Source organism: Methylobacterium sp. NFXW15 (assembly GCF_049887755.1).
In the GTDB taxonomy this organism is placed as follows: Bacteria; Pseudomonadota; Alphaproteobacteria; order Rhizobiales; family Beijerinckiaceae; genus Methylobacterium.
In genome coordinates this window covers 303,798-328,710 of record NZ_JAGEKG010000002.1, presented here as the reverse complement: position 1 = coordinate 328,710, position 24,913 = coordinate 303,798, and the positions used below count along the sequence as shown (strand labels likewise).

The window sequence follows — 24,913 nt, the reverse complement described above, 5'->3', positions numbered from 1 at the left end:
AGCGTCGCCGCGTCGTTATCGCAGCGACGTGACGACTTAGAATGCGCTGCGAACGGCATCCCCCAAGGCGCTGACGCTGTCCTTGATCTTGCGCCCTGCCGGAGCAAGCGAAGGCAGCTTCACGCCCAGGATCTCAGTCTCATCGGAGTCCGGTTCGGCCGCCGCAGTCTGGGTCACCGCCGCCTTGGCGGGAGCTGGCTTCGGGGTCGCGACTTTGGCGGGCGCGGGAGAAGCCGCCGGCTTCGCCGGCGTGGGCTTGGCCGTGGCGACCTTGGTGGGCTCCGGAGCAGGCTTCGCCGTAGCAATGATCGGCTTCAGCTTGGCGGGCGCCGGCGTCTCCGCGATGTGGGCCGGATGCGCCGGCTTGACGACGGCGGCTTCACGCGGCTTGGCGGGCTCTTCCGCAGTCACGGCCTCGTCGCGCGCCCGTACGCTTTCCGATGAGCGCGGCGCGAGGGCCGCTACGGTCCGCGCAGGTGCCACGATCTGAGTGGCAGGCGGTGCTTCGAGCACGGCGACCTCTGTCGGCACGGGAATTCGCGCGGTCGGCGCAAGGGGCGTAGGCCGTTCCGCGACGGGCGCGGGCTTCGGCGCGGCCTGCGGCAGACGCGGGACATCGTCCGCAAACGCTTTCGGATCCGATGTGAAGGCGGCCATGCGCGGACCGGCCGAAGCCTTCGGTGCTTCGGGCTTCGTTTCCGTAATCTTCACCGGCTCGCCCGCTCTGGCGGGCAGACCGTCCTTGAAATCGGGCCAGCTGGAGGCGAGGCCGGCATTGGCGACGGCAGGCTTGCGCAGGAAGGGCGTGGGCTGGACGAGCCCCGCCATGACGGACGAGGCCGCGACCGCGAAGCCCGTCAGCGCAGCAGCACCCGCGGCACTCGCCAGCAGAAGCCGTACGACGCTGCGCTTGCCCTTCGGCACGGCGGCGGCGCGGGGGCTGCGCCTCTCCGACGTGTCGAGGAGAAACTCGGACATCAATTGCGATCCTGGACCTGATGCGCGGCGATCACGATCGGAGCGCCCGGATTCGGCCGGCCCGGCCCGATGCTGTCGCCCGACACTGGCAACGTCGCCGATTGAGGGTTCACAATACGGCGCAATGATGTCGCCGCCCGGCGATCTTACAGAAGACCCAGTTGCATCGAGGCGAGGCGAAGTCATCCACAGGATTTACGACGTATCGCTTAAGGAATAGTCATCGCATCGTTATCCGGGACATTCCCAGTGCAACCTGAAAGCGGGTCTCGTCACTCCGTGGAAACGCGCCCGAACCTGTTGCCCCCACCTGGCACCGCTCCGGCTCGCGCCATGCCATGGTCCCATTGGTCGACCCGCACGCGGCTCGTCGCCGTGGTGCTGCTCATCGATGTGATGGCCGCCGCCATTTCGTGCGGGGTCGTCGTGTTCAACGCGCGCAACGCCGTGCGCGTCGAGACCCGCGCCTCCCTGGCGACGGTCGAAAACCTCGTAGCCGACACGATCCGATTGTCGGATACGGCTGCGCCGGAGACCGTCCTTCAGACCCTGGATCTTCGCTTCCGCGCCCTGCGGCACGTGCGCGTCACGGTGCTGGATGTCGAGGGACATCGCGTCGGCCCGGACGAGCCGGGTCGCAAGGCGAGCCGGGAAGCACCGGCGTGGTTCTCCGACATGATCCTTCCGCCGATCGAGCGGCACACCCTCCCGATCCGCGTCGGGGGCCGCGTGCTCGGCACGGCACAGATCATGACGCAGCCCATGGACGAGATCGAGGAGATCTGGGGCTATGCCCGCGCGCTCTCGCTCACGACCTTCGCCATCAATGCCGCCATGCTGGTCGCCCTGTTCCTGGCGCTGGGCAAGATCCTCGCCCCCCTGAATCGCCTCGGTAAGGCCCTGACACAGCTCGAACACCACGATTACACGGCCCGCCTCCATCCGCCGGGCACGCCGGAACTGGCGGTGATCGCCGAGCGGTTCAACAAGGTGGCCGAGGCCCTGGCGCAGACGCGTTCGGCCAACGCCAACCTCAACCAGAAGCTTCTCACCGCGCAGGATGACGAGCGTCGCCGTACCGCCCTGGAGTTACACGACGATTTCGGCCCTTGCCTCTTCGCCCTGGAAGCGAATGCCGCTTCCATCGCCCGCATCGCGGCGGGCGCGAAGGAGATCGACCGGAGCAAGCTCGCCGCGCGGGCAGCGGAGATCGGCACGATCGTCGGGCAGGTCCAAGGGGTGAACCGCGCGCTCCTGAACCGCCTGCGCCCGCACGGGCTCGGTCAGGCCCCCCTCCCCACCTGCCTCGATCTGCTCCTGCGCGGCTTCGGCGAGCGGCATCCCGGCACGACCTTCATCGGCCGGTTCGACAACCTCGAGCGGGGTTATGGCGATCTCGTGGACCTGACCATCTTCCGCTGTGTGCAGGAGAGCGCCACGAATGCCGTGCGGCATGGGGGCGCCACGCGCATCGAGGCCACGGCCGACGACCGGGACGGGACCGTCACCGTCGAAATCCGCGACGACGGCACCGGCATCCCCGCCGAGCACCGGATCGGCCTCGGGTTATCGGGGATGCGTGAACGTGTCGAAGCCCTCCAGGGGACTTTCACACTTGACAATAACGGCCCGGGCGCGATCGTCCGTATCGCCATCCCGATCCCGCCAGAGCGGAGCCGGGAGACTGAAGATCTTTCTCCCGCGCAGAGCGTATGAACGCCATTGCTTCACAGATCGAGCCTGCCACGACGCGCCTGCCGGTGCTGGTGATCGACGATCATCCGATCGTCCTGCAGGGGTGCCGCCGCGTCCTTGAGGATGCCGGGATCGAGACCATCGCCGAGGCGACGACCGTCGTCGGCGGCTATCGCATCTTCCACCGCCTGCGCCCGCCGGTGGTCATCTGCGACCTGACCTTCCAGGGCAGCGGCCTTGCCGGTCTCGGGCTGATCCGGCGGATTCGCGCCGTGGCGCCGACCACGCGGATCCTCGTGTTCAGCATGCACAACGATCCGGTGATCGTCGCCCGTGCCCTCGAAGCGGGGGCGCTCGGCTATGTCCTGAAGGATCACGCCTCGGCCGAACTGTTCGACGCCTTCGAGAAGGTGCGGCACGGGGAGGTCTACCTCGACCGGCGGCTCGCAACCGAGGTCGCGATGCTGCGCGCCGATGCCCGCCGTACGCCGGAATTACAGCTCACCCCGCGCGAACAGCAGATTCTGGCGCGCCTCGCCCAGGGACGGTCCTACGGCGCGATCGCGGCCGATCTGTCGGTCAGCTACAAGACCGTCACCAACTCCTGCTCGCAGATGCGCCAGAAGCTTGGCGTGCGCACCTTGGCGGAGTTGATTCACGTAGCCGTCACCCACGCACAACGACAGGGCTGAGCCGCCCGAGCGATGCATGAGAGCCACGGCCCGGCGTAACCTGTCTGGGCCAGCTTGACGCAGGCGTGTTGGGACCGAATTCTTCGGTCTACGGTTGGCCCGGAGCGGACATGTCCCTGATCGCACGCCTGCGTGCCTATGCCGAGGAAGCCCTCGGCCTCGGCACCTCCGAGGGGCGCGGCCCGGCGGACGATACCCATCTTGCGGCCACCGCGCTGCTCGTTCACGTCGCCCGCGTGGACGGGATCCTCGACCCGTCAGAGAGCGAGCGCCTCGCCCGCTTGGTGCAGGGCCGCTACGCTGCCAGTCCCGCCGCCGCGGAGGCGCTCATCGCCCGCGCGACCGCCGTCGATGCGGAAGTCCGCGATGTCGCGAGCCTCGTGGAAATGATTCCGCATGCGGCGAACGACTTCGAACGGCAGGCCCTCCTCGCCATGGCGTGGTCCGTCGCCGGTGCGGATGGCAAGGTCGATGAGTTCGAGGAGGCGCTCGTGGAGCGCTTGGGTCGCCTGCTCGGCTTCGACGATGCGAGCATCGCCGCCGCACGGCACAGCGGCCTGTCGGGGGCGACCGCCGAATGATCGCAAGCCTTGCTCTTATCCTGCTGGCGCAACTCTGCGGAGAGGCCATCGCCCGGGGCTTCGGCCTTCCGGTGCCCGGCCCGGTCATCGGCATGGGGCTGATGTTCGCGTTCCTCCTGGCGCGCGATGCGGAAAGCAGCCCCCTGCGCCGCCTGCTCCCCGCGCCGCTGGTGGACGGCAACCTGGAAACCATCGCCAAAGGCCTTCTCGCCAACTTGTCGCTGCTGTTCGTGCCCGCAGGCGTCGGCGTGGTCGGACGGCTCGATCTCCTAAGGACACAGGGAGCGAAGCTGGCGGTCATCCTTCTCGTATCGACGGCGGTGTCCCTGCTCACCACCGTCTTCGTGTTCCGCGCCGTCTCCGCTCTCGTGGATCGTCGCGGCGGCAAAGAGGACCTTTAGGCGATGGAGGGAGGCGATTTCTCCCTGTGGGTCTATCTCGCCCGCACGCCGCTTCTCTGGCTCACCGTGACGCTGACGGCCTATGTCGCGGCGGACAGGATCGCCGCCGCCACGGGCCGCCATCCGCTGGCGAACCCCGTTCTCGTGGCGGTGGTGTTCGTGGCCGTCGTCCTGGCCATGACCGGCACGCCCTACCCCACGTATTTCGAGGGCGCGCAATTCGTTCACTTCCTGCTCGGCCCGGCAACGGTCGTGCTGGCCTTCCCGCTTTACGAGCGCCGCGCCACGGTGAAACGCGCTTTGGTTCCGATGCTGGCGGCATTGGCGGCTGGATCGGTGGTAACGCTCATCTGCGTCATCGTCCTCGCCCGGCTCTTCTCCATCCCGCAGCCGATCCTCGTCTCGCTGGCGCCGAAATCCGTCACGTCGGGCGTGGCGATGGGCATCGCGGCAACGCTGGGCGGCGATCCCACCCTCACGGCCATCCTCGTGATCCTCACAGGCATCATCGGAGCGATCCTCGTGACGCCGATGATGGAGGCGCTCAACATCTCCGACATGCGCGCCCGGGGTTTCGCAGCCGGCCTCGCCGCGCACGGTATCGGCACCGCTCGCGCCTTTCAGGTCAGCGAGGTGGCGGGTACCTTCGCCGGTATCGCCATGGGGTTGAACGCCTTCGTCACGGCGATCCTCGCGCCGCTCGCTCTCCACCTCATCAGCTGAGGCTCAAGCCGTGAGGCGGTCGGCGACATCCTCGGCCAGCGACAGGCTGGACGTGAGGCCGGGGCTTTCGATCCCGAACATATGGACGATGCCGGGCAATCCATGCTCCGCCGGTCCCTCAATGCGGAAATCCGCGGCAGGCTCGCCGGGTCCCGTCAACTTCGGGCGCAGCCCGGCGTAATCCGGGAACAGAACGCCCTCCGGCAGAGCGGGCCAATAGCGGCGGATCGCGCCGTAGAATGAGGCCGCACGGGCCGGATCGACGCGATAGTCGGGCGCCTCGATCCACTCGACATCCGGCCCGAACCGAACTCGACCGTTCAGGTCGAGTGTGAGGTGGATGCCCAGCCCACCATCGACGCGCGGCGCCGGATAGATCAGCCGGGTGAAGGCTGGCTTGCCGGTGCAGCCGAAATAATTGCCCCGCGCGAGATGGAGCCGGGGGACGGAGGTTTCGGGATAGCCCTCGGTCCGTGCCGCGATGCCGGGCGCGCCGAACCCGGCCGCGTTCACCACGGCGTCGAAGGGCATGGTGCCCGCCTCGGTGCCGCCGAAGCTTGCCTGCCACTGCCCTTCGGCTCGGGCCAGATGATCGACCTTCGTCTGCACGGCGAGCGATCCGCCGCGATCTTCGATCTCTCCCAGCAGCGCGAGCATCAGGGCATGGCTGTCGATGATGCCGGTGTTGGGTGAGTGCAAGGCCAGGGTACAGGCAAGGTTCGGCTCGAGACGCTTGGCCTGCGCCGCATCCAGAAGTTCGAGACCTTCGACACCGTTCGTATCGCCCCGGTCGAGGATGGCGGCGATGGCCGACGCCTCTCCGTCATCGCCCGCGACGATGAGCTTGCCGCAGCGGCGGTGCGGCACCCCGTGTGTTTCGCAGAAACGGAACAGCGCCCGCGCGCCCTCAACGCAGTGCCGGGCCCGGAGCGAGCCCACCGGATAATACATCCCGGCGTGGATCACCTCGGATGAGCGGGACGACACCCCTGTTCCGATGGCCTTCTCGGCTTCGGCGACGATGACGGCATGCCCACGCAACGCCAACGCCCGTCCGACCGCGAGGCCGACCACCCCCGCTCCGATGACGAGCACGTCCATCGCGCGTCCCCTCCAAAGACTGTCCAGCCGGACCTTTAACAGGCTCGCGCCGGTCTCGCCCACCGCCCTGCAGGCCGACCGAAGCGGAATTTCCGGCGCCTGGATCGACCGCAGATTGTACGCACTGACCTACTTTAAGTCCGAAATGACAGAGACAAACTTTCGTAACGCCACTGCAAACACCTTTGCAGCTCAGAAAAGGGCGCTTGAACCGCTGGAAATGACTAACGATCAAGCAATACGGCGTTGACGGATGAATGCAATCATAAGTAGTATAGTATCATAGTGTACACCGGCAGAGACGGGCGACTGCGGGGGCAGTGGGCGTCCCGTCAGACTGGGGGGGCCGGGGCGTACCTGCATCCAGGACATGACCACGTAGGGGACCGGCGAACAGGCCCCCACGCGGTGATGTTGAAACCAGGAACTCACGATGACCGACAAGCCGACCGTGGAACTCGCGACCCGGATCTTGACCGCCTATGTCAGTCGCAATCGCGTCCCGGCAACGAACCTTCCCGAATTGCTGACCGAGATTCACCAAGCCATCCACGGGCTTTCGACCCCCCAGAAAGCGACCCTGCAACGCCCGACCCCGGCGCAGATCTCGGCCTCCATCCGGCCCGACGCCATCACGAGCTTCGAGGACGGGAAGCCCTACAAGGCACTTCGCCGCCATCTGACCTTGCGTGGGCTGACACCGGAAACCTACCGCGCGAAGTGGGGCCTTCCGGTCGATTACCCGATGGTCTGCGCCACCTACAGCGCACGGCGTTCGGAGATCTCGCGGGAGATCAGCGTGGGCCAGCAGCAGCGGGCCAAGTTGTCGGTCGTCGGCTCGTCCAAGGCGAAGGCGCCCGTCGCTACGGCTCCGTAAGCTCCTGGATCAGCAGGGCCACGAGGCCAGACCAACCGGTTTGATGCGAGGCGCCGACGCCGCGCCCCGTATCTCCGTGGTAGTACTCGTAGAACAGGATGTGGTCCCGGAAATGGGGATCCTCCTGTTCGATTCGGCTCTCCCCATAAATGGCGCGGGTGCCGTCCGGTCCGCGCGTGGACAGCGCGATCAATCGGCGGGAGATCTCGTCGGCGATCTGGCGCAGGGTGAGCATGCGCCCCGAGCCCGTCGGCGCCTCCACCGTGAAGTCCGGGCCGAAGTAATCGTGGAAGCGATGCAAACTCGCGATCAACAGGTAGTTCACCGGCATCCAAACCGGCCCGCGCCAATTGGAATTGCCGCCGAACAGCCGTGAGCGTGACTCGGCCGGCTCATAGGCGAGGCCGAGATCCTGCCCATTCCAGTTGAAGCAGAACGGCGCTTGCGCATAGGCGCGCGAGACCGCCCTCACCCCGTGATCGGAAAGGAACTCGGCCGGGTCGAGCATCCGCCTCAGCAGGGCCTTGAGCCGGTGTCCGCGCAAGAGCGAGAGCAGGGCCGAGCGCCCGACCCCCGGCTCATTCCAGCGAGAGACGAGACGCCAAAGGTCGGGGCGGTTCTGCTGAAAGAAGACCAGCCGCTCACGCAGGTGCGGCAGGCGCTCGATATCCGCCTCCTTCAGCACCGCCACGGCCAGGATCGGGATGAGGCCGACCATGGTCCGAACACGGATCGGCAGGCGGGCCTCCGGGGCTTCGATCACGTCGTAGAAGAAGCCGTCCGCCTCGTCCCAGACGCCATCCCCGGTGGCCGCCGCGATCAGGAGGAAGTGCTCGAAGAACTTTCCCGCCATGTCCTCATAGGTCTGATCCTCCAGCGCCAACTCGATGGCGATGCGCATCAGGTTGAGGGCGTACATCGCCATCCATGCGGTGGCGTCGGATTGGGTCAGCGTCGCGCCCCCGCCAATGGGTTTGGAGCGGTCGAAGATGCCGATATTATCCAGCCCGAGGAACCCGCCCTGGAACAGGTTGCGATCGTTCGCGTCCTTGCGGTTCACCCACCACGTAAAGTTCAGCGTCAGCCGGTTGAAGACGCGTTTGAGGAAGTCGTGATCGGACTTGCCGGTCAGGGCACGGTCGAGTTCGAACACCTTCCACGCGGCCAGCGCGTGGAGCGGCGGATTCGCGTCCTCGAAGCCCCACTCGTAGGCGGGCAACGCCGCGTTGGGATGGCTGTAGGCGTCGCCGATGAGGAGCAGAATCTGTTTCTTGGCGAAGTCGGGATCGATCATCGCGAAGACGATCGATTGCAGGGCGAGGTCCCATGATGCGAACCAGGGGTATTCCCAGCAATCCGGCATGGAGATGATGTCGTTGGCGCGTAAGTGCATCCACTCGCTGTTGCGCCCGTGGCGGCGCTGTTCGGGCGGCATCGGCTGGCCCGGATCGCCGACCAGCCATTCGCGCACATCGTAATGATAGAGTTGCTTCGACCACAGCATGCCCGCCAGCGCCTGACGCTGGACCAGACGCTGGTCCGGGTCCGTCACCCGCGCTTGAAGGGCAGCGTAGAAGGCATCCGCCTCCTGCTCGCGGGCTCCGAAGACGGCATCGAAATCCGCGAAGGGCTCTCCCCCCACCTCCGCCGGGCGCAACCTGAGGCGGATGGTGTGCGTCTCCCACGGCGCGAGATCGATATCGTAACGCGCGGCGCATTTCGTGCCCGACCCGTCGTGAATCACACCGGCTTCACCCCCGACGACGTGTCGATCGAATCCGTCCTTGAACAGGCCCTCCGCCGGACCGGTGCCGTAGAGTCTGTGGGTGTTCGTCTCGTTCTCGGTGAAGAGCCACGCGTCCGGCCTATCGGCATGAAGCCTTAGGGGTGGCAGCTCGGGGTGCGTGGCCAGCACGGCACCTCCATCGCGGCGTAGAGCGGGCTTCTCGATGCCCGGCTTCCATGACCATAGGTTGCGCGCCCACATCTGCGGCAGGAGGGTGAGGCGCGCCGCGTCGGGACCACGATTTGTGGCCCTCACCTGCATCAGGATGTCGTCGGGGGCAGCCTTGGCGTAGGAGATCTCGACGTCGAAGTAGCGGCTCTCATCGAAGAGCCCGGTATCGAGAAGCTCGAATTCCGGCTCGTCGAGGCTTCGCCTACAATTTTCCGTGATCAGCTGAGCGTAGGGGAATTCCCCTTGCGGATACTTGTAGACCATCCGCATGAACGAATGTGTCGGTGTGCCGTCGAGGTAGTAATAAAGTTCCTTGACGTCCTCCCCGTGATTGCCCTCCCCGTTGGTCAAACCGAATAGGCGTTCCTTAAGAATCGGGTCCCGCCCATTCCAGAGGGCGAGCGACAAACACCAACGCAGATAAGTCTCGCCAAACCCACCGATTCCGTCCTCGCCCCAACGATAGGCACGGGATCGAGCGTGGTCGTGGGGAAAATACGTCCAGGCATCTCCCCCGGCACTGTAATCCTCTCGGACGGTGCCCCATTGGCGGTCGCTGAGGTAGGGTCCCCAGTTTCGCCACGCCGGATCCTGACGCGCGGCGACGAGGCGAAGCCCTTCTGCCGTCTCGAAAATCTGCGGCACGCGGCCTCCTTGAAACCCACGTTCCATCTTTGCCGCGAGGGTAGGGCGACAAGCAAGACGCAGCACGCCCGAAGTCGTTTTCCGTCACGGCGCCAACTAACGCTGCGCGCGAAATGATACGTTTCAAGCAACCTCAGCTTGGCCATACGGCCATTCTGTGAGATATTTGAGCGTCGCCCGTCGGTCGGCAATTTCAGGGGGCGACGTCAGTGCCGGGTCTTGATCCCGCGACTCTGCTGATTGCAAGCTGCGCCACGACCTTCTTGGTCAGCGTGCAGTTCCTCGTCTCGTGGCGGCAATACCCAAAGGCCGCTTGCCTCGCCTATTGGGGTTTCGCGCATTTCATCGGCTCCGTGGCCTCGGTCGGCCTCGCGCTACGGGGCGTCATTCCCGATTGGCTGTCGATCGGCGGCTCCAACGCGATGATGATCAGCGCCTACGGGCTGATCTGGTACGCGATCGGCCAATTCGAAAACCGGAAGCTGCACCTTTCGCTGGCCTTCTCGGCGGGCCTCGCCTGGATTCTCCTTTGCCTGATCCCGGCCTTCTACGAATCCATCGCCTACCGGGTCATGTTCGCCTCGTCGGCAGCGACGCTCTATTGCTTCGGCGGCGCATGGGACTTTTGGCGAGGCCGGGCCGAGCCCCTCGCCTCGCGCCCCTTCGCCATCGGCCTGATGGTCTTTTACGGTTTCTGCTACCTCGTCCGCGTCCCGGCCGCGCTTCTCTTCCCCCTGCCCGCCCCCCAGGCGGCGCTCGCCTCTTATTGGGTCGGCGTGCTGTGCCTTGCCGCGATGCTGTTCTCCATCGCCTCGGCCTTCACCTTCATCGGGTTGGTGAAGGAGCGGGCCGAGCGGATGCAGAGCGTGGCCGCGCGCACGGACTCGCTGACGGGCATCGCCAACCGGCGGGCCTTCGTCGAGGTGGCCGAGCAACTGATTGCCACCCGGTCCGATACGACCCTGCTGCTGTTCGACCTCGACAGATTCAAGGCCATCAACGACCGCTACGGCCACGAGGTCGGCGATGCGGTCATCGTCGGCTTTTGCACCTTGGCGGCGGGCACGTTGCCGAAACGCGCCATGTTCGGCCGGCTGGGTGGCGAGGAATTCGGCTGCCTGTTGATCGGCGTCTCACCCGCCTCGGCGCTGAACGTGGCCGAGCGTGTCCGGCGCGCCTTCGCCACCATCACGCTTCCCCAATTCCCCGACCTCCGGCCGAGCGTCAGTGTGGGCGTCGCCCAGGGAACGCCGGACGGCGTGTTCGAGCACCTGTTGCGTCGGGCAGACGAGGCGCTCTACGAGGCCAAGAAGGGCGGGCGGGACCGGGTCGAGATGGCCGATTTCGTCCTGCGCGTGGCGTAGGGACGCCACGTCGTCAGCCGCCCACGGGAATGCCGATGGACGCGACCGAACGGATGGATCGGCTCGAGATCCGCCTCACCGAGCAGGAGGCGACGGTCGAGGACCTGAACCGTATCGTCACCGAGCAATGGACGCAGATCGACCGGCTGACGCGCCTCGTGGCTGCGTTGCGCGATCAGGTCGAGGAGGCGACGGCGCGAGCCGCGCAACGCGGGCCGGAACCGCCGCCTCCGCATTATTGAGAACCCGAGCCATCTCCGACCAACTCGGCTCACGTGCTTGTGTCTTTGCGAGCGTTAGCGAAGCCTTCCAGGGCCAGCGGGACGCTTCAGAGCGGTGCGCCTCCCTGGATTGCTTCGCTGCGCTCGCAGAGACGGCCGGGAATCCAGTGACGGGAGCGGCTCACCTCCGTCGGATACGGCTCTAGAAGTTCGCCTGGGTCACGAACTTCGTGACGAGGTAGGCGTCCAGGGCCTCAGGTCCACCCTCACTGCCGTAGCCGGAATCCTTCACGCCGCCGAAGGGCACTTCCGGCAGGGCGAGACCGTGGTGGTTGATCGAGATCATCCCGCTTTCAACCCGGTTCATCACCCGCGCCGACCGCTCGACCGAGCGTGTGTAGGCATAGGCTGCGAGGCCGTAGGGCAGACGGTTGGCCTCCGCGAAGGCCTCGTCGTCATCCGAGAAGCGGTTGATCATTGCGATGGGGCCGAAGGGCTCCTCGTTCATCATCCGCGCCGTCAGCGGCACGTCGGTGAGCACGGTCGGCTCGAAGAAGTTGCCCCGGTTGCCAAGGCGCTTGCCGCCCGTGCGGAGGGTAGCACCGGCGGATTCGGCATCGGCCGACAGCGCCTCGACGGCATCGAGGCGGCGGCTATGGACGAGCGGGCCCATCTTGGTCTCGGGATCGAGCCCGTCACCGACCTTCAGACCCTTGGCGAAGTCGGTGAACCGCGCGACGAATCGGTCGAACACCGAATCGTGGACGAGAAACCGCGTCGGCGACACGCAGACTTGGCCGGCATTGCGGAACTTCGACGGGGCGAGGACGGACACTGCCTTCTCGACGTCGGCATCGCTGAACACGATGGCCGGGGCGTGCCCGCCGAGCTCCATCGTCGCGCGCTTCATATGCTCGCCTGCCAGGGCCGCGAGCTTCTTGCCGACCACGGTCGAGCCGGTGAACGAGATCTTTCGGATCACGGGATGCGGCACGAGATAGGCCGAGATCTCGCCCGGATCGCCATAGACCAGGGAGAGCGCATCCCCCGGAATTCCCGCATCGAGGAAGGCACGGACGAGTTCGGCGCAGCTGGCGGGCGTATCTTCCGGTCCCTTCAAGATAACCGTGCAGCCGGTACACAGGGCGGCTGAGATCTTGCGGACCGCTTGGTTGATCGGAAAATTCCAGGGCGTGAAGCAGGCGACCGGGCCGACCGGCTCCTTCACCACCGCTTGCAGTACGCCATCGGCGCGGGCGGGAATCACGCGGCCGTAGGCGCGCTTCCCCTCTTCCGCGAACCAATCGATGATGTCGGCGGCGGCGAGGGTCTCGATCCGCGCCTCGGCCAGAGGCTTGCCCTGTTCCATGGTCATGATGCGGGCGATGCCGTCCGCACGCTCGCGCAGCAGGTCGGCCGCCTTGCGCATCCGCTTGCAGCGTTCGAACGGGGCGACCGCGCGCCAGAGCGGAAATGCGCGGGCGGCGGCGTCCAGCGCCTCGTCGAGATCGGCCACCGTGGCGACGGCGCATTGCCCGATGGTCTCGCCGTTCGCCGGGTTCAGGACGGCGAGGGTGTGGCTCTCGCCGCCCGAACGCCAGCGTCCGGCAATGTGCAGATCAGTGTTGGGATACATGTATCGCTCTCCGCACGAGCCGCAGGCCGGTTCGTCGCGGGCTGGATTTCGGCACGGGAGGCATCGCGGAGCAATGCCGAAATCGAGATCGCAGCCCCGATCCGTGCGTGACCCTCACGCCGCGCGCCGCGCCGCGGCCTTCTCGGGGAGCGTCACGATCGAGGAGCTTCCCCGGCGGGCCTGAAGCGTGGCGCCCTTGGGCACGACCTGCCAGCCCTCGCGGCACCCATCGATAGGCTCGGACACCACGACCAACCCACCGGGGCCTTCGCGGAAATAGAGGGTCGGCGGGCGGTTATCGCTGGCCCAGCGGTAGGCGGTGAGCGATTCACCATCCGTCACCACGGCGGTGAAGCGCAGCGGTTCCGCGACCGAAGCAGCCTGCATCAGATTTTGGACCGTCTCGATGGTGCGCGTCATGGCGCCGACCGGATCCTCCGCGAGGCCGTTGGCCAGCGCCAGGAGGAAGATCGCCTCGGAATCGGTGCTGCCGCGGCGGCTGTCGTACAACTCGTCCGGGATCAGCGCCTCCAGGCGCCGCTTGATCCGGCAATACCCGCCGATCTGCCCGTTATGCATGAACAGGTGGCGGCCATGGGCGAAGGGGTGGCAGTTCGCTCGGGCGGTGGCGGTGCCCGTCGAGGCGCGCACATGGGCGAAGAAGGTTCTCGCCCGCACCTGACCGCACAGGTTCACGAGGTTCTCATCGGACCATGCCGGGGAAATGTCGCGGTACACCCCCGGCTCCGCGCGTTCGCCGTACCAACCGATGCCGAAGCCATCCCCGTTCGTTTCCGTCTTCCCCTCGTCGGCGTGCAGGGACTGATGCACGAGCGAGTGCGTCGGCGCGCAAACGAGATCGGAGAGGAAAACCGGCTCACCAGAGTAGGCGAGGAAGCGGCACATGATCGGACGACAATCCTGAATGTCGATCGGCGGAGGAATCCGCCCGACGCCTGCAAGCTTTGAGCCGGCTCACGTCGTGAGAGTGTAAGGGTCGCGCCGGGTCGGTGAACAGTTTCTTAACCGCCGCCGCCTTGCGCAAATTTGATGCCTCCCGCCTGAAGTGCATGCTGCCTGGTTGCAAGGCAGGCATACGCGACTGACGTGCGACTCTTGTAGGCGGCTTCTTGGCGGGCCAGCATGGCCGAATCGGGGAATCAATCGCACGAATCGGTGCTTTCCCTGCGGAGAGGCGTTGCCCCCAACCACCAGACAGGAGCCTTCTATGGACTGCGCACGCACGGAGAGTCACGCCCCGATCGCCCTCGTCGTCGAGGACGATGCCGAGATCCGGGACCTCGCGACGGCAGTTCTCGAAGAGACCGATCTGGGCGTGATCGCCTGCGAGAGCGCGGAGGACGCCCTCTCCATTCTGGAGCGCGGTGATATCACCGTGGCCCTGCTTTTCGCCGACGTCCGCCTGCCGGGCGAGATGGACGGCCTGTCCCTGGCTCAGACCGTGGAGCGCCGCTGGCCGGACGTGCGGGTGATTGTCACATCCGGCGTGACCGAGGATGTCACTCTCCCGGACGGCGCCGTGTTCATGCAGAAGCCTTGGCGCGCCTTCGACGTGCTGGTGCAGGCGGAGCGCGCCACCCTCGACATGAAAAAGGCGGCCTGAGCCGCCCAGAGCCCGCATCTCACTGGGTGAGACGCGGGCGGATCAGGGTTCGCAAGGTGTCAGCCGCGCTGCTGCGGCTTGAACCCGCCCTTCCCCGCGTTGCGGCGATGACGGTCGGCACGGGGTGAACCCATTCCTTTCCCGTTGCCCGGCGCACCCTTACGAGGAGCGGGCGCGAATTCCGCCGGAAGCGCCTCCACCTGGATTTCGGGCGAGCCGTTCCGCGCGAACGATTCCGCGAAGCGCGAGGCCGCGTGGCCGCGCACCTCGAACTTGGTCTCCCGGTCGAAGATGCGGATCGCGCCGATCTCCTGGCGGTCGAGGCCACCACGGCGGGTCAGGAGCGGCAGGAGGCGGCGCGGGTCGGCATTGTCCCGGCGGCCGAGGTTCAGACGGAACCACACCGCAGGACCCATGGCCGAGATGGCCTCGGCGTTCATGGGATCGTAGGGCGGCCGTTCGGCGCGGGCGCGCCCCTCGCCCGGATCGGTCACGTCCTCCGGCGCCGGAAGCCTGGTGCGGTAGACGCGGGCGAGGAGACCGGCCAACTCTTCCGGGCTCTTGTTGGCGAGCAGCGTCTGCGCCATCACCGCATCGTCCTCGGAAGGCGGCTCGGCGAAGAGCGGATCGGTGAGCATGCGCTCGGCGTCGAGGGCACGGATCTGATCGGCCGAAGGCGGCCCGCACCATTCCGGCTGCACCTTGGCGATGGCGAGCATCTGCTCCGCCCGGCGGCGGCGCGCGTTCGGCACCAGCAGCACGGACGTGCCCTTGCGACCGGCGCGACCGGTGCGACCGGACCGGTGCTGCAACGTCTCGGCGTCGTGCGGCAGGTCCGCGTGGATGACGAGGCTGAGCGAGGGCAGATCGATGCCGCGCGCCGCGACGTCGGTGGCGACGCAGACTTTCACTCGCCCATCGCGCAGGGCCTGAAGGGCGGCATTCCGCTCCCCCTGACCCATCTCACCGGACAGACCGACGGCGGAGAAGCCGCGCTCGGTCAGGTTCGCCTGCAGGTGGCGGACGGCGTTGCGGGTGTTGCAGAACACGATGGCGGTCGGCGCATCGGCCTCGCGCAGCAGGTTGAGCACCACGTGCTCGATCTCGCGGGGCAGAACGCGTACCGCGCGGTAGGCGATGTCGGCGTGGCCTCTCGTTTCGCTCTTCACCGCGAGGCGGAGCGCATCGCGCTGGTAGCGCTCGGCCAGGGCTTCGATGCCTTTCGGCAGGGTGGCGGAGAACAGATAGGTCGAGCGCTCCTGCGGCGTCGCGGACAGGATGAACTCGATATCTTCGCGGAAGCCGAGATCGAGCATCTCGTCCGCCTCGTCGAGGACGACGGCGCGAAGCGTCGAAAGGTCGAGCGCGCGGCGCTCGATATGATCCCGCAGGCGGCCGGGCGTGCCGACCACGATCTGCGAACCGTCGGCGAGTCGGCGGGCCTCGCGGCGCGGATCCATGCCGCCGACGCAGGCCGTCACACGGCCATGGGCCGGGCCATACAGCCATTCGAGTTCCCGCTGCACCTGCAGCGCGAGTTCGCGGGTGGGGGCGATCACCAGGGCGAGCGGCGCGGCGGGCGGCGCCATGGTCTCGGCATCGCCGACCAGAAGGTCGGCCATGGCGAGGCCGTAGGCGACGGTCTTGCCGGAGCCGGTCTGAGCGGAGACGAGGAGATCACGCCCGCCCCCCGCTGCTTCGAGGACGGCGGCTTGCACGGGCGTGGGCTCGGCGTAGCCACGCTCGGCCAGAGCCCGCGACAAAGGAGCGGGCAGGGTCGGAAAAGGCACTTCGGTCAGGCTTTCGTTAGTGCATCGCCCGCCGGGGCCAAAGCCGATTCGGCGCGGGACGACACAGCATCGTCGGGATCATGCACGCGGCGCACAGGCCCGCGCGGGACGCTTGAGAGCGTCCATCCGAAGGCCGCCCGTTTTGGTCCGAAGCGCGCCTTCTACCCGCTGCCCGTGGTGCTGACCACTCCCGCCCAGGCATGAGAGCCCTGCTTGAGGGGGGTCGCTACTCGGCCGAAGGCTCGGGATCCAGCGACATCCGCATGCGCAGGCGGACCGTCCCATCCTCGGCGCGCACCGCCAGGACGTAATCCTGCCGGGCCGGTCCATCGGCCATGCCTTGCGCGATCCGTGTCATGATTCGCACGGCCTGCGCGCGGGCAGCGTCGAGATCCGGAAGGTCGAACCCCTCGCGGTCGCGCACAAGATTGCTGCCGTCGTGGAGGTCGATGAAGTAGCGAGGCAAGGCTGGCGCCGGGTTCCGTTTGCGGAGCCCGTGCATACGACTACGTTGTTTCTACGCAGTTACCGCCGGATCAGCAATCGCGCGTAGATCGTCGCACCGCGGCACTCTCGTGGAGTGTCGCGGGCGCATTCATCAAACTTAGGCTCAATAAGCTCGGCCGTAATACGGTTGAGAAAAAGGCCTGTAACGTTCGGAGACCGGCCAAGTATAAGGCTGCTCCGCGCCAGAGACGCGCGTATCGGTACGATAAGCAGGCTTGAAGCCGTTGAGCGTCGTCTGGCCCTTCTTCTTGGGTGCCATTCCGTCCTTCGCGACGGCGGCGCCGGAGAGGCCGAGAACGGCTAGGGCAACGAGTGGGAGTCGTGAAAGCGTGCCGGGCATCATGACCTCCAACGTCGGCGTCACTGCCGACAGGGAATCGAACGGTCCAGCCGGATCGCGGTTCCTGCGCCCGCCCGCTACTCTCCAAACCGTTCGGTGCGCACGATCGTGGCCGGGACGCCTGCTGCAACGATGAGATCCGCCGCAGGGCTGACGAAGCGATTGGAACCGCAGAGGAAAACCTTCCGCGGCGCACCGATGCGCTCAAGCGCGGACCGCACCAGGGCGGCATCGATCCGGCCCTCCTCACCCTCTCGCGTGGTTCGCAACAACAGGGAGAAATTCGGCTCGTCCCGGTCGCGGGCTTCGAGCTCGTCCAGGGCGATGGCCTCGGCACGGGTGCGCACTGAGTAGATCAACACGGCCGGGATGTCCGGGGCGACCTGTGCCCGCCGCCGCAGCATGGCGAGCAAGGGAACGACGCCCGATCCGCCCCCGGCCAAGAGCAGCGGCCCGCCATCCGGCGCATCCCAGGAGAACGACCCGCCGATGGGCCCGCGCAATTCGAGCTTGTCCCCGACCTCGGCACTGTCGAAGAACCAGCCCGAGACCTCACCATCCGGCAGGCCTTCGACCAGCAGTTCGAGCGTGCCGCTCTCATCCGGAACGGAGGCGACGGAATAGCTGCGGCTCGCGCGGTAGCCGTCCTCTGCGGTCAGACGTACGTCGACATGCTGGCCCGCCCGCTGCCGCCCGGCAATCGCGCAGCGCAGGCGCACGCTCTTCACCCTGGGCGTCACCACCGTAACGGCGGCGACCTCAGCTTCGTACCAGCGGAAGACGATGGGTTCGGCCGAGGCCGCTTCAATCTCCGATATACCGCTGCTCACGCCACGGATCCCCGTACATGTGGTAGCCGCGCAGCTCCCAGTAGCCCGCGGTGTCGGTCGTGGTGAAGCGCAGGCCCTTGAGCCACTTGGCGCTCTTCCAGAAATACAAATGCGGCACGAACAGGCGGGCCGGACCGCCATGGTCGGCATGGATCGGCTCACCCGCGTAGCGAGTGGCGATCATCGCCTTGCCGTTGAGAAGGTCCGCCACCGGCACGTTGGTGGTGTAGTCGTCGAAAGATTCGGCGAGCAGATAGGCACTCGGCGCGGACATGTTCGCATCGACGAGCAGATCATCGATGGTGACGCCGTCCCAATCCGTATCGAACTTCGACCACTTGGTGACGCAGTGGATATCCCCATGCCAGCGGGTACGCGGGAGCGAATCGAGTTCTTCCCAACTCCACGATTTGATGGGCCGCGCGCCCTCCCGCAGCGTGAACCGCCAGGTCGCGAGATCGATCACGGGGTTCGGCCCGATCTGAAGGATCGGGAAATCCTGCGTCAGGTACTGGCCCGGCGGAAGGCGCGCTCCGGTTTCCGGACGCTGCCGACGCCCGACAAAGCCGCGTGTCACCATGTCGGTCCCCATCATCAGCACCCGGTTTCGGGCCCGGCAGCGCCGCCGTCAAGCGCCGCGCCTTCGCCGAACAATCGCCCGAAAGCTGATGTGCGATAGGTCCAACGCTGAATAGCGTGGAACCATGACAGGAACGGATATGCGGACGACCTTCGCGACCGCCGTGCTCTTGAGCGGCGTCATCTCCCTCGCTCCCGCCGCCCAGGCGCGTGACGGAATCGGCCCGGCAGGCGCCGCAGCTCTCGGTGCCATCGGCGGTCTCGCCGTCGGTAGCGCCATCGCCGGTTCGGCCAACAATGGCTACTACCCCGGCCGTCCCGTCTACCGGGCCCCGGCTCCGGTCTACGTCGAGGAAGATTACGGCCCGGTCTGCCACTTCGAGCGCCGCCGCTATGTCGATGGCTACGGCGACGTGATCTTCCGGCGCGTGCGCGTCTGCGAGTAATCCGATGCTTCGGCGGGAGCCTGCGGCGGCGGCTTGAACCGTTCGGCGCAGGCGATCCCGCCGAGCACCAACGCCAAGGCCGCCGCCTGGACCGGCCCGAAGGGTTCGCCGATCAACAGCACGGCGAGCCCCGCCCCGAAGATCGGGACGAGATTCACGAACAGGCCCGCGCGGTTGGGGCCGATCAACTCCACCCCGCGCATGAAGCAGAGCTGCGAGAGCAGCGACGGCCCGAGGCCGACGAAGGCCACCATCACCCAGCCCTCGTGGCTCGGCCAAACGGTGTGGCCCGAAGCCCATTCCACCGCGAGCGGCGGCAGGGATGTGAGGAGGGCGGCGATCGCCATCGCGCCGAAGAAGCCGAGCGCCGACACCTTCGGCCGCATCGGCAACACCACCGTGTAACCGGCGTAGAGCAGGCAGGCCCCGAACACGAGCACATCGCCCCGGTTGAAGGCGAGATCGGTGAACACCGACAGGTCGCCATGGCTTGCGGCCATCGCGGCACCGGCGAGGGTGAGCACCACCCCGACCGCCTGCCCCGCTCCGACCGGAACGCCATAGGCGATGCGGTTGGCGAGGATGACCATGACCGGAATGGAGCCCTGGAACAGGGCGAGGTTCACTGCGCCGGTATGGGTCCCCGCCGCGTAGAACAGGCAGTTGAAAGCCGTGTAGCCGAGCCCGCCCATGAGAAGGATGCGGAGCCAGTGACGGCGCAACACCGGCCACTCGGCAAGGATGCGCGGCGCGGCGAAGGGAAGAAACACTGCGCAGGCAATGAGCCAGCGCAGCGTCGTAATCGCCTGCGGCGAAACATGGCCCGGCGCCCACCGGCTGGTGACGGCATTGCCGGCCCAGAGGAGAGCGGTCAGGGTCAGGAGGGGGTAAGCCGCGGCGGCTCCGCCGCCCGGCTTGTTCACCTCAGCGGCGACGGAACTGACCGCCACGCACCGGCGGACGCGGGCCGGAGGCGCGCTCGTCCTTGTGGCGGAACACGAGGCGGCCCTTCTCCAGATCGTAGGGCGACATTTCGACGGTCACCCGGTCACCGGCCAGGGTCTTGATGCGGTTCTTCTTCATCTTGCCCGCGGTGTAGGCCACGATCTCGTGGCCCTGGTCCAGCTGCACGCGGTAGCGGGCATCGGGAAGGATCTCGATCACGAGACCATCGAACTGCATCAACTCTTCTTTGGCCATACACCTTCTCCAGTCGGACCGTCCGGCAGCAGGCGTTCCGGCAAAACAGCGTTCGACAACCCGTGTCGTCTTGAAAACGCCAGAGCGCGACGGTCCGATCCGAAAGGGGGGATCACTTCTGCCCGGCGGCGAAGCACGGATTTAGTCGCCAAGGAACAGCGCCGCAAGTCGGCACGGGTGCTCCCGGTGCCGCAATACAACCCGTTCCCCCGGTTTCACGTCAGGTCGGGGGCTCCTGCCCGGCATAGTCGAGCCGTCCGTCCGGTGTCCTGTGCCAGACCTTGAGGGCCACCGGGGCGCTCGTCTGGTCGCCCCGTCCGTCGAACGCCAGGGTGCCGAGGATCGTCTTGACCGGCCCTGCCCGCATCGCCTCCGCCACCTTGCGCCCATCCACCTTGCCCTTGGGGCCGACCGCCTGCCCCCGATCGAGGGCCTGGGCCAGCGCCTGTACGGCGGCGTAGGCGCTGGCCGCCACCGAATCCGCCTCCGGCGTGCGCGCGATCGCCTTGCCGATGCGCAAATCGGCGAGGCGAGGGACGTCGGGCGGCAAGGTCATCACTGTCCCCTCCCCGGCCGCACCGCTGGCGGCAAAGGCCGATCCGAGGATGCCGTCACTCGCCACGAAGGTCGCGGTGAAACGCGAGTCGCGCATCGCCTTGACCAGAGCAGCGGCATCGGTCGCCTGACCGCCGTAATAGACGGCCGCAACCTTCGCCGCCGCGAGGCGCCGCATCAGCGGGCCGAAATCGCGGGTGCCGCGCTCGACCCCTTCGAAGGCGGCCTCGTGCTGGCCGAGGTCGTGGAGGCGTGACGCCACCGCGTCGGCAAGGCCACGTCCGAACGTAGTCCGGTCATTGAGAATCGCGATGGGCCGACCGGCGAAGGCCCGAGCGAGATAATCGGCGCCGGCCCTGCCCTGCTGCGGATCGCTCGAACCGAGGCGAAACAGGTTCCAGAGGCCGCGGCCGGTCAGCGGCCCATAGGTCACGCCCGGCGCGACCAGCACAGTCCCGGCCCGTTCGTAGACGGGCGCGGCCTTTGCCACCGCTGCCGATTCGAACGGCCCGACGACGAGGCCGATCTCGTCTCCCGCGAACCGCGCCGCCACGGCGGCGGCTTGGCGCGGATCCCCTCCATCGTCCGCGACGACCAGGGCGAAGCGGCGGCCCCCGGAGCGGTTGAGATCGGCGACCGCCTGTTCCGCCCCGAGGCGCAGCCCCTGTCCGAACGCGGAATCGGGCCCTGTGAGCGGAGCGGACAAGCCGATCCGCACCATCTGGGCAAGAGCGGAAACGGGAATCGCGCCGAGGAGGCACAGGGCCAGGACAAAGGCTCTCATGGTCCGGGACGGCCTCGGGGGGCTGCAGCTCAGACGAGTATAGTCCGGCCGATGACCGCCCGGCGAGGGGATCGCGGTTTTTCGATCTGCCCTGCGTTCAGGCAGGGTCGCGATTATTCGCATTCTGCGCGATAAGGCCTCCGGCCCGCAGTGCCGCGGCGGCGAAACATCGTCCCCGGCGGGTCGCCCCAGCCGTTTCGGGACACATCAACAATGACCTCGCTGTTTGCCGGCATCCAGGATGCGCCGCTCGACCCCATCATGCGCCTGTTCGAGGCGTTCAATGCCGATACCCGCCCGGGCAAGCTGAACCTCGCCATCGGCGTCTACACCGACGCGGACGGCAAGGTGCCGCGCCTGCGGGCGGTGCAGGAGGCCGAGAAGCGCTGGATCGACAAGGCCCTGCCGAAGACCTACCGGCCGATCGAGGGAACGAAGCCGTTCCGCGACGCGGTGCAGGCGCTGCTGTTCGGTGACGGCGCGAAAATCCTGACCGAGAATCGCGCCGCGACGCTTCAGAGTGTCGGCGGGACGGGCGCCCTGAAGATCGGTGCCGACGTGCTCGCCAAGTTGAAGCCCGGCGCCACCGTCGCCGTGAGCGACCCCACTTGGGAGAACCACCGCGCCCTGTTCACTCAGGCCGGCTTCACGGTGACCGAGTATCCCTATTTCAACGCCGAGACGGGCGGCGCCGACTATCCGGCCATGCGCGCCGCCCTCGAGTCGCTGCCCACCGGCTCGATCGTGGTGCTTCACGCCTGCTGCCACAACCCGACCGGCGCCGACCTGACCGCCGAGGAATGGGCGGACCTCGTGCCGCTGATGCAGCAGCGCGGCCTCGTGCCCTTCCTCGACATCGCCTACCAGGGCTTCGGCATCGACCTCGACGCCGATGCCGAGCCGGTGCGCCTGTTCGCCCAGTCGGGGCAGGAATTCTTCGTCGCCTCGTCCTTCTCGAAGTCGTTCTCGCTCTACGGCGAGCGCGTCGGCGCGCTGACGATCGTGGCGGCCGACCCGGCCATGCGCGCCAAGGTCGAGGCCCTGGCCAAGCGCCTGGTGCGCTGGAGCTACTCCAACCCGATCACTCACGGCGCGGCCATCGTCGAGATCGTCCTGACCGACAAGGCGCTTCGGGCCGATTGGGAGAAGGAGTTGGGCCAGATGCGCGAGCGCATTCAAGAGATGCGGGTGCGCATGGCCGACAGCCTGCACCAGCGTCATCCCGACCGGGGTTTCGAGGCGATCAAGGTGCAGAAGGGCATGTTCTCGTACACCGGCCTGACGCCGGACGAGGCCGTGCGCCTGCGTGATCAGCACGAGGTCTATGCCCTCGAGACCGGTCGTGTCTGTGTCGCGGCCATCAACACCCACAACATCGACCGCGTGGTCGATGCCATCGACGCCGCCGTGAAGGGCTGACGATGCCCGGCGGGCGCCGCGACAGAGCGGCGCTCGCCCCCTTCTATTGGCCAGATGCGTAAGTAGGTCCCAAAAAAGTCCTTAATATCGGGCTGCCGTGAGGCCCATTTCGACGGATCCCCGCCAGCCCCATGCTCAAAACCGCCTTCGTTGCCGCACGCGACCGCCAGCGGCTGTCGGAGATTGCCTCGATCCTGATCGGGTTCGGCGTGACCCGCGTCGTGGATCGGCTGGGTCTGCGCGCCCTGCCGTTGCTGCCGCGCCGCCAGCCTCGTGTCGACGTCACGCGCCTGTCCGAGCCGGAGCGGATGCGCCGGGCCATCGAGGCTCTGGGCCCCACCTTCATCAAATTCGGTCAGATCCTCGCGAGCCGTCCCGACCTGCTGTCGCCGGCTTGGACGGAGGAATTGCAGAAGCTGCACAGCCAAGTGCCGCCCGTGCCGTGGGAGCAGATCCGCGACCAGCTCGAACAGGATCTCGGCGGACCGGCGACGGAGATATTCGCCGAATTCAACACCGAGCCCCTGGCCTCGGCCTCGATCGCTCAGGTCTACCGCGCGCGGCTGCACACCGGCGAGGACGTGATCGTCAAGGTCGTGCGTCCGAACCTGCGCAAGATCATCGAAGCCGATCTGCGCCTGATGGCCCACGGCGCCCGCATCGTCGAGGCCGAGTGGCCGGACATGGCCCGCTACCAGCCGCGCGAGCAGATGCGCCATCTCGCCGATGGTCTGAACGGCGAACTCGACCTGCTGAACGAAGCTCGCAATTGCGAGCAGCTGGCACAGATCTTCGAAGGCCGGGATGACATCGTCTTCCCGAAGATTCACTGGGAATACTGCTCCGAGCGCGTGCTGGTGCAGGATTTCATCAACGGCATTCCGCCGAATGACGAGGCGGCGCTCGAAGCGGCGGGTATCGACAAGAAGATGCTCGCTCAGAAGGGCACCGACGCCTTCCTGCAGATGGCCCTGATCGAGGGGCAATTCCACGCCGATCCACACCCCGGCAACATGCTCGCCATGCCGGGCAACCGAATCGGCTTCATCGATTTCGGCATCATCGGCCGCCTGTCGCAGCGGCGGCGCAACCAGTTGCTGGTCCTGATCGGCGCCATGCTGAAGCAGGACGCGGACGGCTTGATGGCCGTGCTGCTGGACTGGACCGGCGCGAGCAACCCGGACCTGACGAAGCTACAGGTTTCGGCCCAGGCCTTCGTGGAGAGCCATTCCACGATTCCGCTGAACCTCGGGCTCGTTCTCACCGACTTCATGAACATGGCGCGCGAAAACGACCTCGCGATGCCGACCGATCTCGCCATCCTGTTCAAGGGCCTGGTGACGGCGGACGGCGTGATGCGCCACCTCGATCCGAATTTCGACCTGTTCGCGGCCGCCGCGCCGACCGTGCGGGCGAGCATGCGCTCGCAATTCTCCCTCGACGGCCTGAAGCAGAAGGCTGAAGCCCTGGGCGCGGGCCTTTACGGCGCGGCCTCCGAACTGCCGACGCTCATCCACCTGATGCTGGTGCGGCTGAAGCAGGGCCGCGTGACGGTGGAGATCGAGATCAAGGGTCTCGAGAAGGTCACGCGGGGCATCGAGCGGGCCGCCGCCCGGGTCGCCGTCGCCCTCGTGGTCGCCGCCTTCGCGACGCAGCTCGCGCCGCGATTGATCGATCTCGGGACGCCGGTCTTCGTCTCGATCGGCCTCGTCATTTTTGTGCTCGGGATCGGTTGGTTGGTACTTTTAATGCGCAATCGGTAAACTGGTATACAAATACAGATCCTGGGTTTCGTCGTTTTGCCGCAAGGTGGTTTGATAGTCTTCGCTTGCGGCCACGCTGCCGAATGCTACGATTCCTCACCCTTCGAATCGCGCGGATGCGGGTGGGGGCGATGGTTGAGAAGCGGGTTGATCCGCCGCCATCGTCCCGCCTCGACCTGACCGTCGCAGCCTCGCCTTCGGCGGG

General features: G+C 66.9%; 25 protein-coding genes. 12 read left to right on the top strand and 13 right to left on the bottom strand.

What is annotated here, in order from left to right; genetic code table 11:
- Positions 1-36: 36 nt before the first annotated feature.
- Positions 37-978: a hypothetical protein gene (locus J4O73_RS05860; RefSeq protein ID WP_426215475.1), complete on the bottom strand. Its 942-nt coding sequence runs from the start codon at positions 976-978 to the stop codon at positions 37-39.
- Positions 979-1,311: 333 nt separating this feature from the next.
- Here J4O73_RS05860 and J4O73_RS05855 point away from each other — a divergent pair, with 333 nt between their 5' ends.
- The 5 genes from J4O73_RS05855 (at position 1,312) to J4O73_RS05835 (ending at position 5,070) form a co-directional block, all read left to right on the top strand.
- Positions 1,312-2,694 carry an ATP-binding protein gene (locus J4O73_RS05855; RefSeq protein WP_426215473.1) on the top strand — a complete coding sequence of 461 codons (1,383 nt, stop codon included), beginning with the start codon at positions 1,312-1,314 and terminating at the stop codon, positions 2,692-2,694.
- A complete protein-coding gene (locus tag J4O73_RS05850) occupies positions 2,691-3,365 on the top strand; it encodes a response regulator transcription factor (RefSeq protein WP_426215470.1) in 675 nt (224 codons plus the stop codon). Before J4O73_RS05855 ends, J4O73_RS05850 begins: the two co-directional genes overlap by 4 nt.
- 110 nt (positions 3,366-3,475) lie before the next feature.
- Complete coding sequence (locus tag J4O73_RS05845) at positions 3,476-3,946, top strand: TerB family tellurite resistance protein (protein ID WP_426215468.1); 471 nt, start codon at positions 3,476-3,478, stop codon at positions 3,944-3,946.
- The gene (locus J4O73_RS05840; RefSeq protein WP_426215467.1) at positions 3,943-4,347 is read left to right on the top strand and encodes a CidA/LrgA family protein; all 405 of its coding nucleotides are present in this window, start codon (positions 3,943-3,945) and stop codon (positions 4,345-4,347) included. The genes J4O73_RS05845 and J4O73_RS05840 overlap by 4 nt, the downstream gene beginning before the upstream one ends.
- 3 nt (positions 4,348-4,350) lie before the next feature.
- Positions 4,351-5,070: an LrgB family protein gene (locus J4O73_RS05835; protein WP_426215465.1), complete on the top strand. Its 720-nt coding sequence runs from the start codon at positions 4,351-4,353 to the stop codon at positions 5,068-5,070.
- Between the two features lie 3 nt (positions 5,071-5,073).
- Here the strand turns inward: J4O73_RS05835 and J4O73_RS05830 are convergent, their stop codons facing one another.
- Positions 5,074-6,171, bottom strand: coding sequence for an NAD(P)/FAD-dependent oxidoreductase (locus J4O73_RS05830; protein WP_426215463.1), 1,098 nt, complete (start codon positions 6,169-6,171; stop codon positions 5,074-5,076).
- Positions 6,172-6,604: 433 nt separating this feature from the next.
- Here J4O73_RS05830 and J4O73_RS05825 point away from each other — a divergent pair, with 433 nt between their 5' ends.
- Entirely contained in the window at positions 6,605-7,048 is a 444-nt protein-coding gene (locus J4O73_RS05825) for a MucR family transcriptional regulator (protein WP_426215461.1), read from the top strand.
- On the opposite strand, the gene J4O73_RS05820 is transcribed toward J4O73_RS05825, so the two are convergent.
- A complete protein-coding gene (locus tag J4O73_RS05820; protein ID WP_426215459.1) occupies positions 7,035-9,677 on the bottom strand; it encodes an MGH1-like glycoside hydrolase domain-containing protein in 2,643 nt (880 codons plus the stop codon). The genes J4O73_RS05825 and J4O73_RS05820 overlap by 14 nt on opposite strands.
- 182 nt (positions 9,678-9,859) lie before the next feature.
- Between J4O73_RS05820 and J4O73_RS05815 the strand changes: the two genes are divergently transcribed.
- A complete protein-coding gene (locus J4O73_RS05815; RefSeq protein ID WP_426215457.1) occupies positions 9,860-11,014 on the top strand; it encodes a diguanylate cyclase in 1,155 nt (384 codons plus the stop codon).
- Positions 11,015-11,049: 35 nt separating this feature from the next.
- Positions 11,050-11,256 (top strand): SlyX family protein, encoded by a 207-nt coding sequence (locus J4O73_RS05810; protein WP_426215455.1) that lies wholly within the window; start codon positions 11,050-11,052, stop codon positions 11,254-11,256.
- A gap of 181 nt (positions 11,257-11,437) precedes the next feature.
- Here the strand turns inward: J4O73_RS05810 and J4O73_RS05805 are convergent, their stop codons facing one another.
- Together J4O73_RS05805 and J4O73_RS05800 are read right to left on the bottom strand one after the other, a co-directional pair.
- The gene (locus J4O73_RS05805; RefSeq protein WP_426215453.1) at positions 11,438-12,871 is read right to left on the bottom strand and encodes an NAD-dependent succinate-semialdehyde dehydrogenase; all 1,434 of its coding nucleotides are present in this window, start codon (positions 12,869-12,871) and stop codon (positions 11,438-11,440) included.
- 114 nt (positions 12,872-12,985) lie between these two features.
- Positions 12,986-13,777, bottom strand: a complete 792-nt coding sequence (locus J4O73_RS05800; protein ID WP_426215451.1) for a class II glutamine amidotransferase — start codon at positions 13,775-13,777, stop codon at positions 12,986-12,988.
- Between the two features lie 322 nt (positions 13,778-14,099).
- Between J4O73_RS05800 and J4O73_RS05795 the strand changes: the two genes are divergently transcribed.
- Positions 14,100-14,495, top strand: a complete 396-nt coding sequence (locus J4O73_RS05795; RefSeq protein WP_426215449.1) for a response regulator — start codon at positions 14,100-14,102, stop codon at positions 14,493-14,495.
- Between the two features lie 59 nt (positions 14,496-14,554).
- Here J4O73_RS05795 and J4O73_RS05790 read toward each other — a convergent pair whose 3' ends face one another.
- The 5 genes from J4O73_RS05790 to J4O73_RS05770 all read right to left on the bottom strand — a co-directional run bounded on the left by J4O73_RS05790 (position 14,555) and on the right by J4O73_RS05770 (position 18,542).
- Positions 14,555-16,285: a DEAD/DEAH box helicase gene (locus J4O73_RS05790; RefSeq protein ID WP_426215447.1), complete on the bottom strand. Its 1,731-nt coding sequence runs from the start codon at positions 16,283-16,285 to the stop codon at positions 14,555-14,557.
- A gap of 226 nt (positions 16,286-16,511) precedes the next feature.
- Positions 16,512-16,751 (bottom strand): DUF6894 family protein, encoded by a 240-nt coding sequence (locus J4O73_RS05785; protein ID WP_426215445.1) that lies wholly within the window; start codon positions 16,749-16,751, stop codon positions 16,512-16,514.
- 144 nt (positions 16,752-16,895) lie between these two features.
- Positions 16,896-17,135, bottom strand: coding sequence for a hypothetical protein (locus J4O73_RS05780; protein WP_426215443.1), 240 nt, complete (start codon positions 17,133-17,135; stop codon positions 16,896-16,898).
- Positions 17,136-17,209: 74 nt separating this feature from the next.
- Positions 17,210-17,962, bottom strand: a complete 753-nt coding sequence (locus tag J4O73_RS05775; RefSeq protein WP_426215441.1) for an FAD-binding oxidoreductase — start codon at positions 17,960-17,962, stop codon at positions 17,210-17,212.
- A complete protein-coding gene (locus J4O73_RS05770; protein ID WP_426215990.1) occupies positions 17,937-18,542 on the bottom strand; it encodes a sulfite oxidase-like oxidoreductase in 606 nt (201 codons plus the stop codon). The genes J4O73_RS05775 and J4O73_RS05770 overlap by 26 nt, the downstream gene beginning before the upstream one ends.
- A gap of 139 nt (positions 18,543-18,681) precedes the next feature.
- Between J4O73_RS05770 and J4O73_RS05765 the strand changes: the two genes are divergently transcribed.
- The gene (locus J4O73_RS05765; protein ID WP_378966311.1) at positions 18,682-18,987 is read left to right on the top strand and encodes a hypothetical protein; all 306 of its coding nucleotides are present in this window, start codon (positions 18,682-18,684) and stop codon (positions 18,985-18,987) included.
- Here the strand turns inward: J4O73_RS05765 and J4O73_RS05760 are convergent.
- The 3 genes from J4O73_RS05760 to J4O73_RS05750 form a co-directional block, all read right to left on the bottom strand.
- Positions 18,945-19,937, bottom strand: a complete 993-nt coding sequence (locus J4O73_RS05760) for a DMT family transporter (protein WP_426215439.1) — start codon at positions 19,935-19,937, stop codon at positions 18,945-18,947. The two genes, J4O73_RS05765 and J4O73_RS05760, sit on opposite strands and share 43 nt — an antisense overlap.
- The gene (gene infA / locus J4O73_RS05755; RefSeq protein ID WP_238250273.1) at positions 19,912-20,187 is read right to left on the bottom strand and encodes a translation initiation factor IF-1; all 276 of its coding nucleotides are present in this window, start codon (positions 20,185-20,187) and stop codon (positions 19,912-19,914) included. The genes J4O73_RS05760 and infA overlap by 26 nt, the downstream gene beginning before the upstream one ends.
- 220 nt (positions 20,188-20,407) lie before the next feature.
- Entirely contained in the window at positions 20,408-21,526 is a 1,119-nt protein-coding gene (locus J4O73_RS05750; protein ID WP_426215437.1) for a branched-chain amino acid ABC transporter substrate-binding protein, read from the bottom strand.
- A gap of 213 nt (positions 21,527-21,739) precedes the next feature.
- Between J4O73_RS05750 and J4O73_RS05745 the strand changes: the two genes are divergently transcribed.
- Together J4O73_RS05745 and J4O73_RS05740 are read left to right on the top strand one after the other, a co-directional pair.
- Positions 21,740-22,945, top strand: a complete 1,206-nt coding sequence (locus tag J4O73_RS05745) for an aromatic amino acid transaminase (RefSeq protein WP_426215435.1) — start codon at positions 21,740-21,742, stop codon at positions 22,943-22,945.
- A gap of 131 nt (positions 22,946-23,076) precedes the next feature.
- The gene (locus tag J4O73_RS05740) at positions 23,077-24,708 is read left to right on the top strand and encodes an ABC1 kinase family protein (RefSeq protein ID WP_426215433.1); all 1,632 of its coding nucleotides are present in this window, start codon (positions 23,077-23,079) and stop codon (positions 24,706-24,708) included.
- The last annotated feature ends 205 nt before the right edge of the window (positions 24,709-24,913 follow it).

Bases quoted from the DNA above. Each gene is read 5' to 3' on its own strand.
- J4O73_RS05860 (WP_426215475.1), bottom strand. From the start codon at position 978: ATGTCCGAGTTTCTCCTCGACACGTCGGAGAGGCGCAGCCCCCGCGCC.
- J4O73_RS05855 (WP_426215473.1), top strand. From the start codon at position 1,312: ATGCCATGGTCCCATTGGTCGACCCGCACGCGGCTCGTCGCCGTGGTG.
- J4O73_RS05850 (WP_426215470.1), top strand. From the start codon at position 2,691: ATGAACGCCATTGCTTCACAGATCGAGCCTGCCACGACGCGCCTGCCG.
- J4O73_RS05845 (WP_426215468.1), top strand. From the start codon at position 3,476: ATGTCCCTGATCGCACGCCTGCGTGCCTATGCCGAGGAAGCCCTCGGC.
- J4O73_RS05840 (WP_426215467.1), top strand. From the start codon at position 3,943: ATGATCGCAAGCCTTGCTCTTATCCTGCTGGCGCAACTCTGCGGAGAG.
- J4O73_RS05835 (WP_426215465.1), top strand. From the start codon at position 4,351: ATGGAGGGAGGCGATTTCTCCCTGTGGGTCTATCTCGCCCGCACGCCG.
- J4O73_RS05830 (WP_426215463.1), bottom strand. From the start codon at position 6,171: ATGGACGTGCTCGTCATCGGAGCGGGGGTGGTCGGCCTCGCGGTCGGA.
- J4O73_RS05825 (WP_426215461.1), top strand. From the start codon at position 6,605: ATGACCGACAAGCCGACCGTGGAACTCGCGACCCGGATCTTGACCGCC.
- J4O73_RS05820 (WP_426215459.1), bottom strand. From the start codon at position 9,677: ATGGAACGTGGGTTTCAAGGAGGCCGCGTGCCGCAGATTTTCGAGACG.
- J4O73_RS05810 (WP_426215455.1), top strand. From the start codon at position 11,050: ATGGACGCGACCGAACGGATGGATCGGCTCGAGATCCGCCTCACCGAG.
- J4O73_RS05805 (WP_426215453.1), bottom strand. From the start codon at position 12,871: ATGTATCCCAACACTGATCTGCACATTGCCGGACGCTGGCGTTCGGGC.
- J4O73_RS05800 (WP_426215451.1), bottom strand. From the start codon at position 13,777: ATGTGCCGCTTCCTCGCCTACTCTGGTGAGCCGGTTTTCCTCTCCGAT.
- J4O73_RS05795 (WP_426215449.1), top strand. From the start codon at position 14,100: ATGGACTGCGCACGCACGGAGAGTCACGCCCCGATCGCCCTCGTCGTC.
- J4O73_RS05780 (WP_426215443.1), bottom strand. From the start codon at position 17,135: ATGATGCCCGGCACGCTTTCACGACTCCCACTCGTTGCCCTAGCCGTT.
- J4O73_RS05770 (WP_426215990.1), bottom strand. From the start codon at position 18,542: ATGGTGACACGCGGCTTTGTCGGGCGTCGGCAGCGTCCGGAAACCGGA.
- J4O73_RS05765 (WP_378966311.1), top strand. From the start codon at position 18,682: ATGCGGACGACCTTCGCGACCGCCGTGCTCTTGAGCGGCGTCATCTCC.
- infA (WP_238250273.1), bottom strand. From the start codon at position 20,187: ATGGCCAAAGAAGAGTTGATGCAGTTCGATGGTCTCGTGATCGAGATC.
- J4O73_RS05750 (WP_426215437.1), bottom strand. From the start codon at position 21,526: ATGAGAGCCTTTGTCCTGGCCCTGTGCCTCCTCGGCGCGATTCCCGTT.
- J4O73_RS05745 (WP_426215435.1), top strand. From the start codon at position 21,740: ATGACCTCGCTGTTTGCCGGCATCCAGGATGCGCCGCTCGACCCCATC.
- J4O73_RS05740 (WP_426215433.1), top strand. From the start codon at position 23,077: ATGCTCAAAACCGCCTTCGTTGCCGCACGCGACCGCCAGCGGCTGTCG.